The 19,072-nt window shown below is 37.4% G+C and carries 13 protein-coding genes; 12 read left to right on the top strand and 1 reads right to left on the bottom strand.

The features are described 5' to 3' along the window. Positions 1 to 33 precede the first annotated feature (33 nt). The 5 genes from ACE198_RS25975 (at position 34) to ACE198_RS25955 (ending at position 8,412) form a co-directional block, all read left to right on the top strand. Positions 34 to 3,123 carry an EAL domain-containing protein gene (locus tag ACE198_RS25975; protein WP_375377562.1) on the top strand — a complete coding sequence of 1,030 codons (3,090 nt, stop codon included), beginning with the start codon at positions 34 to 36 and terminating at the stop codon, positions 3,121 to 3,123. A gap of 152 nt (positions 3,124 to 3,275) precedes the next feature. Beyond that, the gene (locus ACE198_RS25970; RefSeq protein WP_375377561.1) at positions 3,276 to 3,473 is read left to right on the top strand and encodes a hypothetical protein; all 198 of its coding nucleotides are present in this window, start codon (positions 3,276 to 3,278) and stop codon (positions 3,471 to 3,473) included. Positions 3,474 to 4,226: 753 nt separating this feature from the next. Continuing rightward, positions 4,227 to 4,649 (top strand): hypothetical protein, encoded by a 423-nt coding sequence (locus ACE198_RS25965; protein ID WP_375377560.1) that lies wholly within the window; start codon positions 4,227 to 4,229, stop codon positions 4,647 to 4,649. Between the two features lie 46 nt (positions 4,650 to 4,695). Beyond that, positions 4,696 to 7,128 (top strand): molybdopterin-dependent oxidoreductase, encoded by a 2,433-nt coding sequence (locus ACE198_RS25960; RefSeq protein WP_375377559.1) that lies wholly within the window; start codon positions 4,696 to 4,698, stop codon positions 7,126 to 7,128. Positions 7,129 to 7,314: 186 nt separating this feature from the next. Further along, complete coding sequence (locus ACE198_RS25955; RefSeq protein ID WP_375377558.1) at positions 7,315 to 8,412, top strand: L-dopachrome tautomerase-related protein; 1,098 nt, start codon at positions 7,315 to 7,317, stop codon at positions 8,410 to 8,412. 137 nt (positions 8,413 to 8,549) lie between these two features. Here ACE198_RS25955 and ACE198_RS25950 read toward each other — a convergent pair whose 3' ends face one another. Then, positions 8,550 to 10,055: a phospholipase D-like domain-containing protein gene (locus tag ACE198_RS25950; RefSeq protein WP_375377557.1), complete on the bottom strand. Its 1,506-nt coding sequence runs from the start codon at positions 10,053 to 10,055 to the stop codon at positions 8,550 to 8,552. A gap of 222 nt (positions 10,056 to 10,277) precedes the next feature. On the opposite strand from ACE198_RS25950, the gene ACE198_RS25945 reads away from it, so the two are divergent. The 7 genes from ACE198_RS25945 to ACE198_RS25915 all read left to right on the top strand — a co-directional run bounded on the left by ACE198_RS25945 (position 10,278) and on the right by ACE198_RS25915 (position 18,995). Further along, complete coding sequence (locus tag ACE198_RS25945) at positions 10,278 to 11,324, top strand: ABC transporter substrate-binding protein (RefSeq protein WP_375377556.1); 1,047 nt, start codon at positions 10,278 to 10,280, stop codon at positions 11,322 to 11,324. Between the two features lie 92 nt (positions 11,325 to 11,416). Continuing rightward, the gene (locus tag ACE198_RS25940; protein WP_375377555.1) at positions 11,417 to 12,526 is read left to right on the top strand and encodes an ABC transporter ATP-binding protein; all 1,110 of its coding nucleotides are present in this window, start codon (positions 11,417 to 11,419) and stop codon (positions 12,524 to 12,526) included. Then, on the top strand, positions 12,516 to 14,171 hold the full coding sequence (locus tag ACE198_RS25935) for an ABC transporter permease (RefSeq protein WP_375377554.1): 1,656 nt from the start codon (positions 12,516 to 12,518) through the stop codon (positions 14,169 to 14,171). The genes ACE198_RS25940 and ACE198_RS25935 overlap by 11 nt, the downstream gene beginning before the upstream one ends. An 84-nt stretch (positions 14,172 to 14,255) precedes the next feature. After that, positions 14,256 to 15,938, top strand: a complete 1,683-nt coding sequence (locus ACE198_RS25930; protein WP_375377553.1) for a sensor histidine kinase — start codon at positions 14,256 to 14,258, stop codon at positions 15,936 to 15,938. Position 15,939: 1 nt separating this feature from the next. Further along, the gene (locus tag ACE198_RS25925) at positions 15,940 to 16,749 is read left to right on the top strand and encodes a response regulator transcription factor (RefSeq protein ID WP_375377552.1); all 810 of its coding nucleotides are present in this window, start codon (positions 15,940 to 15,942) and stop codon (positions 16,747 to 16,749) included. 75 nt (positions 16,750 to 16,824) lie between these two features. Then, on the top strand, positions 16,825 to 18,744 hold the full coding sequence (locus tag ACE198_RS25920) for a BglG family transcription antiterminator (protein WP_375377551.1): 1,920 nt from the start codon (positions 16,825 to 16,827) through the stop codon (positions 18,742 to 18,744). 101 nt (positions 18,745 to 18,845) lie between these two features. After that, positions 18,846 to 18,995: a hypothetical protein gene (locus ACE198_RS25915; protein ID WP_375377550.1), complete on the top strand. Its 150-nt coding sequence runs from the start codon at positions 18,846 to 18,848 to the stop codon at positions 18,993 to 18,995. Positions 18,996 to 19,072 lie beyond the last annotated feature (77 nt).

The raw sequence follows: 19,072 nt of genomic DNA, 5'->3' as shown, positions 1-19,072 counted from the left end.
AATCAATACTCTAATGGAAAGGAGTTTAGGATTTTGAGCAAGACAAGAAATACTGAGATTATCTTGGAAAGAATTTCCGATGCGTTTTATTCGTTAGATAAAGATTTAAAATTTGAATACTTAAATAATGTAACCGAAAGTCTCTTACAAATTAACCGTGAAAAGGCGATTGGACAATATATATATAATGTATTACCACACAGTGATATACAGAAATTTGTAAACCGATACAAAAGGGCTTTATTAAAACAAATTACGGTAGAATTTAAAGAGTATTTTAACAATAGATGGTATGAAATAAGGGCTTTCCCATCTGCTGAAGGGTTGTCCGTATTTTTTCGAGATATTACTGAACAAAAACAAGAGTATCAAAAAATGAATTATCTAGCTAATTATGATGTTTTAACAGATGTACCCAACAGATATTTTTTTTATCATTACTTAAATGATAAGTTACAATCTCTCGATGTGTCTATTGCAGTCGTATTTATATCCATGAACAAAATAGAAAAAGTAAATGATACATTTGGTCATGAAACAGGCGACCAATTAATAAAACACACTGCAGAACGTCTAAAAAGGATTGTAGACACTTTCGGTTTTATTGCTCGTTATTCTGGAAATGAGTTTATTGTCACTTTCGAATACCGAGATGAAAAGGAGATATCTTCTATTATTGATCAAGTAATGGAATCGGTCTCTAGTCCATTTTTAATAAATGGTTTTGAACTAAAAACGTCATTAAGTATTGGCGTAAGTCAGTATCCAAAGGATGGACAAAGTGTAGAATTACTAATGAAAAATGCAGCATTCGCTATGAATAGAGCTAAAAAATCAAGAGGAATTAATTTCAAGTTTTACTCCTTTAATGAGGGAGAAGGAAGTATTGACCCATTAAAGCTGGAAGTGGAGCTTTATAAAGCTATAGATCGAGATCAGTTATTCCTCCACTATCAACCTAAAATAAATTTAAAAACAGGGAAAATAGTAGGTGTAGAAGCGTTAATTCGTTGGGAACATCCAGAGTGGGGATTAGTTTCACCTCGGACATTTATTCCAATAGCTGAAGAAACAGGATTAATTATACCTATAGGTGAATGGGCTTTGAATGCTGCTTGTAAACAAAACAAATTATGGCAAGCACAAGGATTTAATACTGTTGTTTCTGTTAATTTGTCAGCGATTCAATTTAATCAATCAAATTTAATTGATACAATCGAAACTATTCTTCAAAAAACAGGACTTGAACCACATTTTTTAGAAGTTGAACTTACGGAAAGCATAACTGCTGATATTGACAGTACAATTTTAATGTTACAGCAACTAAAAAAAATTGGTATTCATATTAGTATTGATGATTTTGGAGCTGGATTCAGTTCTCTTAGCTATTTAAAGTATTTCCCTGTAGACACCTTAAAGATTGACCAATCATTTGTTAGAAAACTTCACAACAATCCTAACGATGAAACAATTGTTAAAACAATCATTTCAATGGCACATAATTTGAATTTGAAAGTAGTCGCAGAAGGAATTGAAACAAAGGAGCAACTTGTTTTTCTGCAGCACCATTTATGCGACGAAGGGCAAGGTTATTTCTTAAGTAAGCCGTTACTAGCTAATGAATTAGAACAAAAACGTTTTGGAATTGAACAAATTGTTGAAGACCAAGGGATCCCTGGGGATCTAAAAGAAAATTTGTGGATGAAAGAATTTTATGAAAAAGCTAAAAGAGAGTTACAAGATACTGTTCGATTACAACAAGGTATGATTTTCAAGTTTAAAAAAATTAATGATCGATTTATTCATACACTCTGCGATGGGGAATTACTCTACCGATTTGGAATGATTCCTTCTCAAGTTGTTGGTAAAAGTTTAGAGGAAATTCTGCCTCAACAAAATGCTATCGAAAAAACTCCTTTCTACAATAGGTCATGGGAAGGAGAATTTGTTACTTATGAAGACGAGTTAAATGGAATTTGTTACTTAGCCCATTTACGCCCATTAAAAAAGGGAGGAGAAGTAGTTGAAGTTATTGGGTCCTGTATTGATATAACTGCACGAAAAAAAGCAGAGCAAGCTTTAAAAGAGAGTGAGTGTAAATATCGCCTTATTGCTGATAATATGACCGACATAATCATGTTATTGGACATCCATGGAAAAATATTATATTCATCACCATCCTTAGCAAATATAATCGGTTACCCTTTAAGATCATTTATAGGTGAAAGTTCATTTGATTTAATACATCCCGAAGACAAACAAAGCGTAATAATGGAGTTTCAACAAGTAATAGACACGAAAACACCAGCTAGGATGGAAGCTCATTTTTTGACAGGCAGTGGAAATTCCGTGTTATTTGAAGGTGTTGGTACACCGGTACTTGGGAAAAATGGAGAACCAGAATACTTTATTGTGGTTGGAAGAGATATTACCGAAAAAAGGATCACAGAAGAACAGCTCTCAAAAGCTGAAAAACTATCTATTGTTGGTCAACTTGCAGCAGGAGTGGCCCATGAGGTTAGAAACCCTCTAACTTCAATAAAAGGGTTTATTAAGCTTCTTGAGCAAGGAAGCAATAACAAAGAATATTTTGAAATCATTTTTAAAGAATTTGAACAGATTGAGGGAATTCTAAAAGAATTTTTAACTCTTGCAAAACCAGAGGAGATTCAGTTGGAAAAGGTTAATATTCAAACTATTTTTAATGACGTTACTATATTACTTAATTCCGAAGCAAATTTGAGAAACGTAGAGATTTCTCAAGAATTTCAACCAAATCTTCCACAAGTTTTGTGCGATAGGAACCAAATTAAACAAGTTTTCGTTAATATTATAAAAAATAGCATTGAAGCAATTCCTAATGGAGGATATGTGAAAATTGAGGGTTCTGTAGAAGATGGAAATCTCCTAATGAAAATTATTGATAATGGAATTGGTATAAATAAAGAACGTATTAAACGATTAGGTGAACCGTACTACAGCAATAAAGAAAAAGGCACTGGTCTGGGTTTGATGTTATGTTATAAAATTGTTCGGCATCATAATGGGAGCATAATAGTAAAAAGTAAGGAAAGCCATGGTACCACGGTTGAAGTAAGGTTACCGATAAATACATCACAATAGAAGGGTGCCTAATCGATTTATATTATGTTAAAGCCCCTGACAGTAAGTAAATTTCTTCACCATCCTAGCCAGAAGAATTTCCACCCCTATTGAATAAAAAACATTTAAAAATCAACACTAAATTCAATAACTTCGGAAAGGCTGTGTTTTTCTTGAATCAAGAAACAAAAGTAGCTAATGAACTTCAAAAAATGATGACCTGGAACCTAGTTCCTGTATCAGTTCAAGAAGATATAAATGAGATTTGCGACAGTTTAATGAATGGATCTGTAAAACTACATGATTTGGAAAATCGAGATCCCTTTGTGGTAGAAATGATTCATAAAGCAATGAATCAAGCAGGAAAATAAGACAGTGTAAAAACTGCACCTCCAATTGTTAGTTGTGCCTAACAATAGGGGTGCAGTTCCAGGATTAGAATATTCTTTTCCCGTAGAAAAGCGCCTGTTTGCTGAAGTTTAAAGACTATTGAAACTGTCACACTTAGAGAATGTCTTTAATTTTGCATAAATGATTAATAAATAAAGTATGGGGGGGAATAGGGGTAAGGGGGATATGGATACCAGTAAACATATCTATAAGGTCCAACTAATGTACTGACCAATAAACCGCCTAATACTCCACCGAGTAATCCTGATACGAAGGGGTTTCCAAAATAGGGTCTCCAAAATAATGGAGGTCGAAAGAAAAAAGGAGGTCGAAAGAAAAATGGTGGTCGCCAAAAAAATGGTCTTACAAAAAACGGTCTCCTAATAATTCGTTCCTCTTTATTTAATATTTCAGCAGGCTTTGGCATAACCTGTACTTCTGTATTCATAAAAACAGTCCTCATTTCTTTTTGCTATAAAGAGTATGCGTTTACCTATCCCGTTTCTTGTGCTTTTATCATTGTTTAATATTAATTAATATAGTTGTTCAAAAAAGCCCTTAGATTTGCATGATCTCAGGGCCTTTTTTATGCATTAAAAGGGATACATCCAATTTGGGAAGGAGAGGGAAAGTGGTTCCATCTAAAGTATATTCCTCAAGTGATTGGGAAATTTAGTAAAGGATGTGAACGCTCCCTGCAGCATTTTAATTATTTATGAAAGAGAGGAAATTTATTGTTAAAGCTGAAAGGACTATATTCAGACCTTCAAGACCGAACTGAAAAGGCAATAAGAGAAATAGAAAATTCTGATCATCCGATTGCGATTTTACTTCAAACTATTTTGAGAGAGCAACTGGAAATGATTAAACAGGTCATGCTGGAGCTTTCAAATGATGGGGCTGAACTAAAGAACATGACAGAATTTCTGACAATTATTTACCATGATAATGAAATAGCCAACCCTACATTTCGAGCATGGAAAAGAGCGGTTGAATGGATGAGTCTTCCGTACCTGGAATCAGTGAGAAATTTGGAGCCTTTGTTCCAGGAGATTAAGACCAACCTCGAAAAAGCTGCTGCCGAATTGGAAAGGATTTATGGGGCTAAGCAAACGAAGTATATCATTCCTTCCTTTTACCTATCTGCCCTTCGCTAACAGCAAGATCTTTTTTCCCACAACTAATATCCAAGGAGGCAGTTCAATGTCCTGGGAATCTGAAAGAACCGATATAAATGTGTACAGCCAGGGAGATATTGATAAGTGGGTGTACAGTACTTGTAATATATGCTCAATCGGCTGCGGCTGCTATATAGCTGTGAAAGATGAGAAGATAGTTGGAATCAAGGGAAACAGTGCCCATCCCATTAACAGAGGCAGACTTGGCCCCAAAGGGGAAAATCAGTGGTATGCCAATAATAGCCCCGACCGTCTGTTAACTCCCATGATCCGTGACTCTTCCGGAAAGTTGGTTCCCGCTACATGGGATGAGGCGATGAATTTAATGGTAAAAAAAGCGACCGATTCTCTAAAACAGAGAGGGTCAAATAGCATAGCCATCTATTCAACCGGACAAGGTTTCTTAGAGGATTACTATACAATCGCAAAAATCGGCAGGGCCGGCTTGCAAACTCATTTACTAGATGCTAATACCCGGCTTTGTACAGCTACCACCGAATTTTGCTTACTACAATCATTTGGTGCAGATGGCAGCCCGGTTTCCTTTGATGATGTAGACGAAACTGAAACGCTTATGTTATTTGGACACAATGTAGCTGAAACAGGTACAGTGCTGTTTGAACGGATAATGAACCGTAAGAAAAAGACAGGAAAACCGTTCATTATCACTGTTGATCCTAGAAGAACAATGACAGCGAATGCCGCGGACATCCATCTTCAGCTTTATCCTGGAACAAATGTGGCTCTTATAAACGGAATCCTTCATCTGATTTTAAAAAACGGCTGGATTGATCAAAACTTTATTGATATTCATACAATTGGGTTTCAAGAAATGGAGGAATCCGTAAAAAATTGGACCCCGGAGAAAACGTCTGAAGTAACAGGGGTACCTATCGACTTACTCCTGCTTGTGGCAGCACAGCTAGGGAAAACTCCATCACTTATCACTACCACTCTGCAAGGAATCTATCAAAGCGCTGATGCGACAACAGCTTGTGTCGCCATCAATAATTTGCATTTGATTAGAGGGTTAATTGGCAAGCCAGGCTGCGGACCACTCCATATGGCAGGACAACCAAGCTCATCCGCTAACCGGACAGCAGGCGGAGTGGGAACTTTTCCAGCACAGCGGAATTCGGCCAATCCGTCACATATACAAGAGATGGCAAGGCTATGGAATATGGATGAAGCGAAACTTCCGGTGGGGCCGGAAAAGGGTATTGAGGAACAAATTGATATGATGGAAATGGGCCAAATCGGGTTCTTTTGGAATATCGGCACCAATCCCATGGTTTCTCTTCCGAATAGACGGCGGGCCAAAGCAGCATTTGAAAAAACATTCGTTGTAGTTCAGGACCCTTTTTTAACTGAGACAGCGACCGTTGCGGATGTTGTTCTGCCAACTGCTTTATGGGGAGAAAAAGAGGGAGTTATGGAGAATGCAGATCGAACGATTAATTTATTAAGAAAAGCCGTAAACCCACCGGAAGGAGTAAGAACTGATTTTGAAATTTTGTTAGATTTTGCAAAACGTATGGGCTTAAAGGATCGTGATGGAAATCCGTTAATTGCTTACACTACAACAGAAGAATGCTTTGAAGAGTGGAAAAATGTCTCTCGTGGCCGTCCTTGTGATATGACCGGGATCACTTACGATAAGTTAGAAAAGTATAATGGCCTTCGCTGGCCTGTAAATGAACAGCATCCTGAAGGTACAACCAGACTATATACTGATTATAAATTTCCTACAGAAACAGAATATACCCAGAGTTTTACCAAACATCAATTTACAGGACGGCCTTTAACAAAAAAAGAATATGAAAGGAAAAATCCAAATGGCCGGGCAATCCTTTATCCAATCATCTATTTGCCACCTGCTGAACAGCCAACAAAAGAGTATCCAATGTGGCTGACAACAGGAAGACTTGTTTGGCATTGGCATACCAGGACAAAGACAGCTCGATCACCTCTTTTGCATGTAGCTGCTCCCCAGGGATATGTGGAAATCAATGAGGCAGATGCAGAGTTACTTTCTCTTCTTCCCGGAGAACTTATACGTATCTCGTCCCCACGTGGATGGATTGAGGTTCCTGCAAGAATCGGAAATGTGGTACAAAAAGGACTAGTATTTGTTCCATTTCATTTTGGCAGTTGGGAAAGACGGGAAGCCGCGAATGAGTTAACAGCGGATTTTACCGATCCACTATCCAAACAGCCAACATTTAAGCAATCAGCATGTAAAATCGAAAAGTTGCGGACCCAGCATATCGTTACGGAAGAAGATACTTTGCAATCGCTGGCTAATCAATATGGCATATCCGTTGATAATCTACAAAAAGCCAACTCATTCATTTCGCCCTACGATATTCAAATGGGAAAGATACTTGAGATACCGGCATCAACCATAAATGTACCAACACCACCGTATTTACCAGAGTTTAAGGATGGCTCGTTTTAAAAAGGGAATGCCTTCACATCTTCAAACTAAAAAGGCTTCCTCGTCCAGATTGTTAAAAGCCGCTGAACAAAAATACCAAGAGCACCTGATTGAACAGGTACCTGCCGTTAGAAAAACTTATTAAGGAACATGCACTAGAAAAAATATAAATCATATATAGGTGATATCCCGATTGAGGAGGATATTATGAAACCTATGTTACCTAGTGAAAAATATTTCGGTAATTTAGAACTAGTTTATGCATTTTATGGGGCTATGCCTACAGGTGTTACTGTTTCAGAAACCGGTCGTATTTTCATTTGCTTTCCGAAATGGGGAGACGATGTTAAATTTACGGTGGGGGAAATTGTTGAGGATAAATTGCAGCCTTATCCTAATTTACAAACCAATTTGGTTAATCCCGAGAATATCACAATGACTTTCATCAGTGTCCAAAGTGTAATTGCTGATGGAAGGGGAACGCTTTGGGTATTAGATACAGCGGCACCCAATTTTTCTGAACCTATTAAAGGGGGGGCAAAATTAGTCGCTGTTGATTTAGAAACCAATACAATAAGAAAAGTATATACCTTTACAGATGATGTTGTCCTGCCTACAACTTATCTGAATGATGTCCGTTTTGATTTTCGTGTTGGAAAAGCTGGTTATGCCTATATAACAGATTCTTCTTCAAGAGGACCAGGAGCTATTATTGTCGTAGATTTATCAAATGGAAAAGCGGTTAGACGGTTAAATGGGGCAAATTCAACTTCACCCGATCCCTATTTTATACCAAAAGTAGAAGGAAAGGTGTTAATGAATCGAAATAAAGATGGCAGTACTTCTCCATTTAGACTGGCGTCTGACGGTATTGCGATTTCTCCTGATGGAAGTGTAGTATTTTTTTGTCCACTAACCAGTCGTCATCTGTTCTCGATTACAACAGAAGCCCTTAGAGACAGAAATATACCGGACATGGATTTACCTTATCATGTGGAGTATTGGGGAGAAAAAGGTGCGTCTGATGGAATGATCACCGATGCAAAGGGAACTGTTTACGCTGGAGATTATGAAAACAACAGTATCCGTAAGATATTGGCAAATGGCATAATGGAAACTATCGCACATGATCCGAGAATTTTGTGGCCGGATACATTTTCAATTGGTCCAGATCAATATTTGTATGTCATTGTGAACCAATTACATCGACAGCCTAGATTTCATTATGGAAAAGACTTACGACAGAAACCATATAGTTTACTCCGTATCAAAATTGATGAATTTCCTGCTCCGACCTTTTCATAATAAAATCCAACCTGATCTGTTCGTTTGTATTTCTTCCAGGGGTTCTAATATAATTTTCAAAAAAGCCCTCAGATTTGAATCGTCTGAGGGCTTATGAAATGTATTATTATGATTATCTTCAAAATAAAAGTTAATAGCTATAACAGCGGAAAAAGTAGGCGGGCCCCTTGCTGCATTAACCGCTGTGAAGGCGAGAGTTGCAATAAATCATCTATTCGCAATGGGACCGAATCACAAAGGTCTTGCTCAAACTGTTCTGTAAGATCTTTCGCCACATCTTTACTGTGAATAAATTCACTCACTTCGTAATTCAAACGAAAACTTCTCATATCGTAGTTCGCTGCTCCCACTTCTGCTACTTCCCCATCGATAACCATCGTCTTCGCATGTAGCATTCCTTTGTTATATAAGTAGATTTGGACCCCTGCCTCCAATAATTCTCCATAATAAGTAAAGCTTGCACGTTCCACCATTTTTTGGTCCCCTTGATGGGGAACCAGCAATCTTACACGTACTCCACGTTGCACAGCCGTCTTAAGCCCCATAATAATATCCTGATCTGGTACAAAGTAGGGTGTGGTGATATCAACAGTCTTTGTGGCTTGTGTTAACCCTATAAAGTAAGCTTGCCTAATAAAAGGTGTAGGAATACTTGGATTCCCTTCTACTGTCTGAACATAGGCTTGGTGCATTTTCTCATTAGCCGGAACTTTATTCGTCTTTGTTCGTTCAACCGTGCCCAGCTCTGTGCTCCATTCTGTCATCATGGTAAATGGTTTTAACCTGCTGGTTTTAGGAATGATTGAGGGTCCACCCTTTAATTGTATTGTTTTCATCCCAGATTTCCCCTTTATGTTTTCTAGTGAGGCCATCTTCCAATGGTTCTCGAAAACCATTTTCAAATCAGCTGAAGCTTCCCCAACAATTTTTACATGAGTGTCACGCCAGTGGCCTACATTTGGCTTTAATCCAGTATATTCTTCCCCAATATTAATCCCGCCGGTAAACACTTCTTTGCCGTCGATTAGGACAATCTTACAATGATCCCTGTTATTCAATGTTGAAAATATCCAAGGGGGACGTAAAGGAAAAATAGTCCGACATTCTATTCCAGCATCCATCATCCGAAAAACCTGATTTTTGGATAATTTCCTGCTCCCCCAACCGTCTCTTATAAACCGGATATGTACACCTTCCAATGACCGTTCAATCAGTAAGTCCGTCATGTACCTTCCGATTTCGTCGTCTCTATAGATGTAATATTCAAGGTCAATCGTTTTTTGGGCGTTCTGTATAGATTCCATAAGTTTTTCATAAGTATTCATCCCATTTATAAGCACTTGTACTTGACCTGACTTTACTCCATTCCCGGTTAAATGTTTCAATGCTTTCGCTATTTGCTGAGCTGAGCTGCCAAAAGAATCAGGAAGCATGTCTGATTCAGAAGAAATAATCGCTGGCTTTTTACTTCGATTCATACGTATCGGATTTGATGTAATAAGATAGAGCCCAAAACCAATCACAGGGAAGATAAAACTAATGGTTATCCAATTTAAAGCCACTGCTGGTCGCCTTACCTCGCGGACCGCCATAATGATCATAAAAATAGTATTTAATAAATAGAGTCCAAAAATCCATACCAATATAAAGCCCCCCTCCTTTCTCTTTTAAAATGTACAAATGGTAACTCGTTTATAATTTTCTTTAAAAATTTAGTTACATAAGTTTAAAGGGGCAATTTTTTCTTGTTCATTTTTTCAGATATTTACGTCACTTTTTTGGATTGTTGACCAGTATGAAAGCGTTTAATATTTGGAGTGTAGAGAAATGGAAGCGTTTAAAAAGGGAACGGGGGAGATTAAGCAATGAAAAAAAGAAGGTTATTATCAGTAGCGTTAGTCGCAGCTTTAGGGGTATCAGGGATATTAGCTGGTTGTTCTTCAGAGGGCAAATCAGACAAGACAGCGGGCAAAACTGAAAGTAAAGAGCTTGTAGTGTATTCACCGAATCCGATTGAATTTAATGAGCCGCTTGTAAAAGAGTTCGAAGATGAGACAGGAATTAAGGTTGAAGTGATATCAGCAGGAGCAGGAGAGCTTCTTAAACGTATTGAATCGGAAGGTGAAAATCCATTAGGTGATGTGATGTGGGGCGGATCCCTATCCTCGCTTGAACCATTTACCGACCATTTTGAAAAGTATCAATCCCAAAATGAGGAAAAGGTAATAGAGGATTTTAAAAATGAAGATGGCTATATTACAAGATTTTCTTTAGTCCCAAGTGTCATTATGGTTAATAAAAATCTTGTCGGTAACATGAAAATTGATGGATATGAAGATCTTTTAGATAAGCAATTAAAAGGAAAGATTGCTTTCGCAGATCCAGCGAAATCCTCTTCCTCATTTGAACAGGTTATCAACCAATTATATGCCATGGGAAAAGGCGATCCTGAAAAGGGCTGGAATTATGTTACCAAACTCATTGGCAATTTAGATCAGAAATTATTAAGTGGATCCTCCGCAGTTTATAAAGGTGTGGCAGACGGAGAATATTCTGTTGGACTAACATTTGAAGAGCCAGTTGTGAATTACATGAATGATGGAGCACCTGTAGACATTGTCTATCCTAAAGAAGGAACCATTGTTAAACCGGATGGAGTTGTAATTATTAAAGGTGCCAAGAATCTTGAGAATGCTAAAAAATTCATTGATTTCATTACCAACGAGGAATCGCAAACATTGGTGGCCAACGAATTAAACCGTCGTCCGATTTTATCTACAGTAAAAATCAAGGATGACAATGGAATGAAGCCTTTAAAAGACATCGAGTTAATTGAGGATGACCAAGAATGGTCCAATAAAAACAAAGAAGCCATTCTCGATCAATTTAAAGATATCTTTACAAGTAACTAAACCATGAAAGTAAAGAGTATGAGTTGAATTTGACTCATACTCTTTTAAAAATTACGGGTAAATATGAGAGCATCACAAGGAGGAGACAGATCGTGAGTACAACGATTAAGTTTGAACAGGTACGAAAAGATTATGGAAAAAACACCGTTATTTCTAATCTTAATTTAGTAATTAAACCGGGGGAATTATTTACATTATTAGGACCTTCAGGGTGCGGAAAAACAACATTGCTTCGGATGATTGCCGGGTTCCACAGTATTGATGGTGGCTCTATTTCTTTCGATGAACAATCCATTAATGATATTCCGGCCCATAAACGTAATATCGGAATGGTTTTTCAAAACTATGCGATTTTTCCTCATATGACGGTATACAACAATGTAAAATATGGTCTTAAGAATAGAAAAATCAGCAAGGAAGAAATGATTAATCGTCTGGATGATATTATTGAGACTGTAAAGATTACAGAATACAAAGACCGTCTTCCGAACCGATTGTCAGGAGGACAGCAGCAACGTGTCGCCTTGGCTAGAGCGATTGTTATTCATCCTAAAGTGCTCCTAATGGACGAACCGTTATCAAATCTAGATGCAAAATTAAGAATTGATATGCGCCGGGCCATTAGTGAAATTCAAAAGTCTATTGATATCACTACTGTTTATGTTACACATGACCAAGAAGAGGCATTGGCGATATCAGATCGGATTGCGGTAATGAAGGACGGATTTATCCAACAAGTCGGCTATCCTGATACCATTTATTTAAGGCCATTTAATACGTTTGTTGCTACTTTCATCGGGCATTCGAATCTATTCCAGGGTGCGATTGAAAAGGAGAATGGAGTGACGTACGTTCGTGTTACAAAGGATTACCGCGTTGCCATTGATACTCTCATAAATGAGGTTCAAGATAAGCAAAATGTAATGATTGCGGTTCGCCCAGAAGAATTTGCGCTATCTGAGAAACAAGAGGGCATACGTGCAACCGTAAAGCACCGCAACTTTCTTGGAAAATATATAAATTATGAGCTTATTCTCGAAGATGGTCAGAGCATTGAATTTACTCAAGATACGAATCTAAGGAACCGCTTCCTTGAGGTAGGCGGGGTGGTTTATCTAGAGGCAATTACTGAAAAAATCAACGTTTATACCGCAGATGGTGAGAAAAGCCTCATTTCGGGAGTGACCCGATATGTTGAATAAACTAAAGAAAAAACTCGACTTTTGGAACCTAACGACCATTACCTTAATTGTATTCTTTGCGGTATTTTTAATTTACCCATTAGGAGCTTTACTATTAGGAAGCTTTCAAGGCAATGATGGGTCTTTTACTTTGGAGCATTTCCAAACCTTCTTCGAAAAAAAATATTACTATCAATCGTTGATGCATAGTTTTGCTGTTACGATCTGTGTGACAATTTTGGCAATTGCTATAGGAGTGCCACTTGCTTATTTAATGTCTACCTTGAAAATTCGCGGAAAAGGGATTATTGAAATCTTTATTATTATTTCGGTCCTTTCACCACCGTTTATTGGGGCTTATTCCTGGATCCTGTTACTAGGCAGAAGCGGAGTTGTGTCGAAATTCTTCATGGAGCATTTTGATATTACCGTGCCGAGTATTTATGGATTTGGCGGTATTTTGTTAGTGTTTACCTTGAAATTATTTCCTTATATTTATTTGTATGTTTCTGGTGCATTAAAAAAGATGGATTCCTCACTAATGGAAGCGGCGGAAAGTTTAGGTGTGACCGGGATTAAGAAAATGACCACACTCGTCTTACCTCTTGTGCTGCCTACAGTATTAGCAGGAGCAATGCTCGTATTTATGAACTCACTGGCGGATTTTGGTACACCGATGTTAATTGGTGAAGGCTATTCAACCATGCCTGTTCTCATCTACTCTGAGTTTATTAGCGAGGTAGGCGGGAATGCCCATTTTGCTGCGGCCCTATCTACTATTATGATTCTAATCACCACGATTATTTTTATTGCGCAGAAATATGTGGTTAATAAGAAATCCTATGAAATGAGTTCTCTTAGACCAATCCATCCTGTTAAGGCAACAGGAATAAAAAACTTTTTTGCTCATTTATTCATTTATGTTATTGTAGGATTAGCGATTATTCCTCAAGTAACGGTGATCTACACCTCCTTCTTAAAGACTAGAGGTGCCATGTTCATTGAAGGATTTACACTAGATAGTTACAAAAGAGTGCTCGAACGGATGGGTGATTCCATTTTAAATACGTATGTATATGGGATTATCGCTTTAGTAATTATTATTATTTTGGGGATGCTGATTTCCTATGCGTCTGTAAGAAGAAAGAATTTCTTTACTTCGTTCATTGACACGATTGCCATGTTTCCTTATATCGTGCCAGGCTCGGTGTTGGGGATTACCTTATTGCTCGCCTTTAATAAATCACCGCTTTTATTAAGTGGAACGGCAAGTATTTTAATTATATCGTTTATCATTCGTCGACTTCCATATACAATGCGGTCTAGTGCTGCGATTATTTACCAGCTCAGCCCTAGTATGGAAGAGGCCTCGATTAGTCTGGGATATTCACCAATGAGAACATTTATTAATGTGACAGCACGTTTAATGATGCCTGGTGTTTTAGCCGGGGCACTACTAAGTTGGATTACCGTAATAAATGAGTTGAGTTCCTCAATTATCTTGTTTACGGGGAATACCAGGACGATGTCTGTAGCCATTTATTCGGAAGTCATCAGAGCCAGCTACGGAACGGCAGCTGCACTATCGACAATTTTAACGGTCACAACCGTGGTCTCGTTGCTAATTTTCTTCCGGATGACAGGCTCAAAAGAAGTAAGCTTATAACTTGATATGGAAAAGGCAACTCTACGGAAAGGGGTTGTCTTTTTCTGCATGAGATACTATTTCTCTGTGAATAGGGGAGCATTTATGGAACAGACAATGAAGGTATCAAGTCTCTATCGAAAAGAGTTAAAGCGATCATTAATTGGGTTTGGTATTATTCCGGTAGCCATCATTTTGCTTCTTTTTTATAATCTATTTTTCGTGATCAGCTATCAAATTTTGAATGAGAATACGTACAATGAGGGGAAAAAAGTAGGCGATGAACTTCTGTTGAAGTTCTCGCAAATCTCAGCCCAGAGCGTGAATTTAGCGAAAGAGATAGATATCAATAAATTGGAGTTTAATAGCTCCTATCGACAAGAAATGTATGGAAAATTGTACAATGCCGTTAATGAACAAAAACTAAACAGCTTGTTCTCTGTAATTAATGCAGAGGGAGACGTGATTGCTACAAACTGGATTGAGGAACAAGACGATACCCATAAGAATGCAATTTGGTATTTGAATAAACGCTTGAAAAAAGGAAATCCATCTGGAAGCTTAATGTATCCCAATCGTCAGCTGTTAAAAAACGACCGCGTCTTTTATAATATTGCAAATGCCATTTATGATGAGCAAGGGCAGGTAACGGGATATATTATTTTTAATTTATTGGAGAATAAATTTAGGCAGCAAATGAACAATGTTCATTACACAGATATCGTGATTAGTGATCAGTTTGAAAACAGTATTCTAACCTCGAATGAGATGCTGTTAACGCAGGCTGGGAAATTGAGGGCTGTGGATGAACACAGTTATATTACCAAGCAAATCAAGATCCTGAATGAAACCATTGAAGTCCATGCAATTTTGTATATAGGCTTATTAACAAAGATTTATAAAATTGGCTTGGTTACATTAATCAGTATGTTTTTACTGATTACCATCGGAACTATCTTTTTTGCAAACCACTCAACAAGAAAAAAGATGCAATCGATTGATCAGTTATTAAAAATTATCACAAGGGCCAAAAGAGGTCATTTTAATCAGAAAGTGAAGTTTGAAAAAGAGGATGAATTTCAAGTTATTGGAGAGTATGTTCAACAGCTTCTTCAGGATATTGTACGATTAATGAAGGAAAATAATGAGTCGATTAAAAGAAGTGCTCAAGCAGAGCTGAAACAATTAGAAACTCAAATTGATCCCCATTTTTTATTTAACACATTAGAGAATATTAGATATATAACGAAAACCGATCCTGGTAAGGCAGAACGTCTAATCGTGATTCTATCAAATTTATTACGGTATAGTATTAACAATGGGATGCAATTCAACCGAATTGAAGCGGATATAAATTATTTAAGAGATTATTTAACCCTGCAGCAAATTCGGTTTGGCGATGCTTTAGACTATAGCATTAGTGTTCAAGAAGGGACAGAAAGATATCTTCTTCCTAAGCTTATTATCCAGCCGCTTGTAGAAAATTCCATTAAATATGGTTTTCAGTCAAAAGCGGACTTAAAGATTGACATTGTCATTAAGAGCAACAAAAAGGCGATGTACGTAATTATTCGTGATAATGGAGAAGGAATTGAAAAAGAAAGATTAAAAGAGTTGAAAGATTCGCTCCTAGTGGAAGAAAACGAAACCAATCATATCGGAATCCATAATGTAAATCGTCGGATTCAATTGTTATATGGCAAGCGTTATGGCTTACGGATCTTTAGTGAAGAGGGGATTGGAACCCTTGTTATAGTAAGGCTGCCAATCATAAAGGAGGGAAGTTAGGATGATCAAGGCTATTATCGTAGAGGACGAACAAATTATCCGTAAAGGGATGATGTATACGATTGACTGGAAAGCAATGCAGACAGAAATTATCGGCGAAGCAGCCAATGGTCAAGAAGGTCTGAAGAAAATAATCGAGTTAAAACCGGATATTGTGATTACTGATATCAAAATGCCAATATTGAACGGTATCGAAATGGTTCAGGAGGCTTCTCGTTTTCATGATTTTGAAACCGTCATACTCACTAGTTTTAGTGATTTTGAGTATACAAAGAAGTGTATCCAATTAAAGGTTTATGACTATCTACTTAAACCCATTGATGAAGAGATCTTAAGAACAATGATGGAATCCTTGGTGAAGAAAATAAAAGAGAAAAAGAAGCAAGAACTTCTCCAGAATAAAATCGGTATTTCTTCGATGGAGTTACTTTTTCCGGAAAATGAAAACTTGCAATCCTATAACGCCTATACACAGAAGGTAATCGAAAGTCTTCAGTCACGGTATGCCGAAAAGATTAATCTTGATGATTTAGCAAAGGAACTGTGTGTGAGTTCCAGTTATTTAAGCCGAGTGTTCAAAAAGGATACCAACCGGACCTTTCACCATTTCCTTAATCAACAAAGAATTCAAGCCTCGATCCCATTATTGCTATCCAAAAAATATATGATGTATGAAATAGCTGAAAAAGTAGGCTTTAGTGACTACAAACAATACAATTCGGTATTTAATAAATACATGGGCTGTGCCCCGACTGAATTCATTCAGGGGGTTCAGTCGGTGCCTGTCACCCCTCGTGAGGTGAAGGAGTAACCATGACACAAAAACGCAAAATAACCTATGAATAATATATTTATCAACTTATGAAGAAAGGTAGTAGATAAATAAATGGTGTCGAAACGACAAAAGGACATCGTGTTGTCTTTAATGAAAGAGAAAGAACCTGTTACAGCCGAATGGATAGCAAAAGAGCTCGGTGTGAGTGATAGAACCATTCGTACCGAGATCAAGGAACTTCAGTCACAATCCACTTCGCTGGGAATCATGATTGAATCGGTTCGAGGAAAAGGTTACCTATTAGATATAAAGGATACTGAAGTGTTTGAGCAGGAGTTTATTTCTAATGCGAATGATGCAATTAATGAAAGCCAATCTGATTTTTCCGAACAGGAAAATCGGGTTTTGTATATGTTAAAAAGATTTTTATTAGAAAAGGAACCTATAAAATTAGAAAGTCTTGAAGAAGAGCTGTTCGTTTCCAAGCCAAAGCTTCAAAATGACTTAAAAATCGTCCGTGAATTATTGGAAAGTTATCATCTAAAGTTAGTTACAAGACCGCATCATGGTTCGCAGGCAGAAGGCGATGAATATATGAAGCGGCTATGTTTTTCAAATTATATTTTACGGCGAAATAGCAACTTAAACATTGACAGTCATTCCTTTCAACTTTTGGATCAAAATCTGTTAGAAAAGATAAAGGAAACGATTATAAAAAAAGTGAATGAATATAAAATTGAGGTATCTGACATTGCACTCGAAAATTTGGCAACCCATATCACAATTGGATGCAAGAGAATTGAAGAAGGATTTGTCATTGAAAACCTTGAACAAGATTTAATAGGAAACTATCCATTTGAAAAAATAGTGGCCAATGAAATTGTCAAAGAGGTAGAAGATTTTACGGGTTTGGAATTTCCCAAATCTGAGATTGACTATATTATTGTCCATTTGTTGGGGACAAAATTAATCCATAAGAATACGTTGAATGAATTTAGTAAATTTGATGAACTAGGCACCATCATTCATTGCATGTTGGAAAGATTGAAAACCGAATTAAATTGGAATTTCCAAGACGATTCCGAATTCATTCAAGCACTGACTTTGCACATTCGGCCAGCAATGAACAGGTTACGCTATAACATGAACATTCGGAATCCATTATTAGAGGAAATTAAACGAAAATATCCTAGTGCCTTTGAGGGGGCTGCCATTGCGAGCAGATGCATCGACGATTATTTGGAGAGAGAGGTAGGAGAACACGAAATTGCATATATTGCCTTACATATCGGGGTAGCATTAGAAAGAATGAAGACAAGGCAGAAAAAGGCAAAACGGGTACTTGTGGTATGTGCGTCTGGTGTGGGCAGTGCAAGGCTTTTGTTTTATCGTTTACGAAATGAATTCAATGATGAACTCGATATTGTGGCTACAACCAATTATTATCAATTAAAAGAATACGATCTATCGTCTATTGATTTTATTATTAGTACGATTCCTGTAAAAGAAGAGATAGGCGTTCCAGTACTAGTCGTTAATACCTTTTTAGGGGAAGGAGATATTTCTAATATTCGGAAGGGAGTATTGTCTGGAAAAGAGTGTCAGAGCTATTTAGATAGATCCAAAGTGTTTATTCATAAAGACTTGAAGGATAAAGAAAGCGTTATCCGTTTTATGTGTGATGAATTATACAAACAAAAACTCGTCTCCAAAGATTATGTGAATTTGGTATTGGAAAGGGAGGCGGTTGCTCCCACCAGCTTTGGGAATCTTGTGGCCATCCCTCATCCACTTACGCCAGAAACAGATGAAACATTTTGGACCGTGTGCACATTAAAGAGGCCAATCGAATGGACAGACAAACATAGGGTTCAATTTATTTGCTTGTTGAACATAAGAAAAGTACCTGAGAGTGATCTGGATAGTATGTATAAAAGGCTCATTGCTCTAGTTGAAAACAGTTCAACGGTCCAAAAAGTTATAAAGAGTGAATCAGCAGAAGAAATTATAAAGATATTAAATGAATCTTAACGTATGCCATAGGAAAAGAACGAGGGTATTCCAAAAGGAATTCCCTTTTTTATATTGGGTCTAAAATTTACATGACAGTAACTTCATCATAATTTTAGGCTGTGTTAAAGGAAAATGTTGATTTTGGCACCCTGTTGACCTTCGTTACAGGCACGAAGACTCCTGCGGGAGTACGGGGCAGGGGAGACCCCGCAGAAGCGCAGCGACGAGTTATCATGAACGAAACTAGCTCCTTACTCGTAACATCGTAGATTAATTTGGTTAGAATGTTTACTGGAAAAAACATAACCAAATCAGAGCTACATTACGGAAGGAGCTAGTTATTATG

This window comes from Neobacillus sp. KR4-4 (assembly GCF_042136325.1).
Classification (GTDB): domain Bacteria; phylum Bacillota; class Bacilli; order Bacillales; family Cytobacillaceae; genus Neobacillus.
The sequence above is the reverse complement of the archived record's forward strand: the minus strand, read 5'-3'. Positions and strand labels throughout refer to the sequence as shown.

Coding starts and splice junctions, on each gene's coding strand:
- ACE198_RS25945 (WP_375377556.1), top strand. CDS start 10,278: ATGAAAAAAAGAAGGTTATTATCAGTAGCGTTAGTCGCAGCTTTAGGG.
- ACE198_RS25925 (WP_375377552.1), top strand. CDS start 15,940: ATGATCAAGGCTATTATCGTAGAGGACGAACAAATTATCCGTAAAGGG.
- ACE198_RS25930 (WP_375377553.1), top strand. CDS start 14,256: ATGGAACAGACAATGAAGGTATCAAGTCTCTATCGAAAAGAGTTAAAG.
- ACE198_RS25960 (WP_375377559.1), top strand. CDS start 4,696: ATGTCCTGGGAATCTGAAAGAACCGATATAAATGTGTACAGCCAGGGA.
- ACE198_RS25935 (WP_375377554.1), top strand. CDS start 12,516: ATGTTGAATAAACTAAAGAAAAAACTCGACTTTTGGAACCTAACGACC.
- ACE198_RS25955 (WP_375377558.1), top strand. CDS start 7,315: ATGAAACCTATGTTACCTAGTGAAAAATATTTCGGTAATTTAGAACTA.
- ACE198_RS25920 (WP_375377551.1), top strand. CDS start 16,825: ATGGTGTCGAAACGACAAAAGGACATCGTGTTGTCTTTAATGAAAGAG.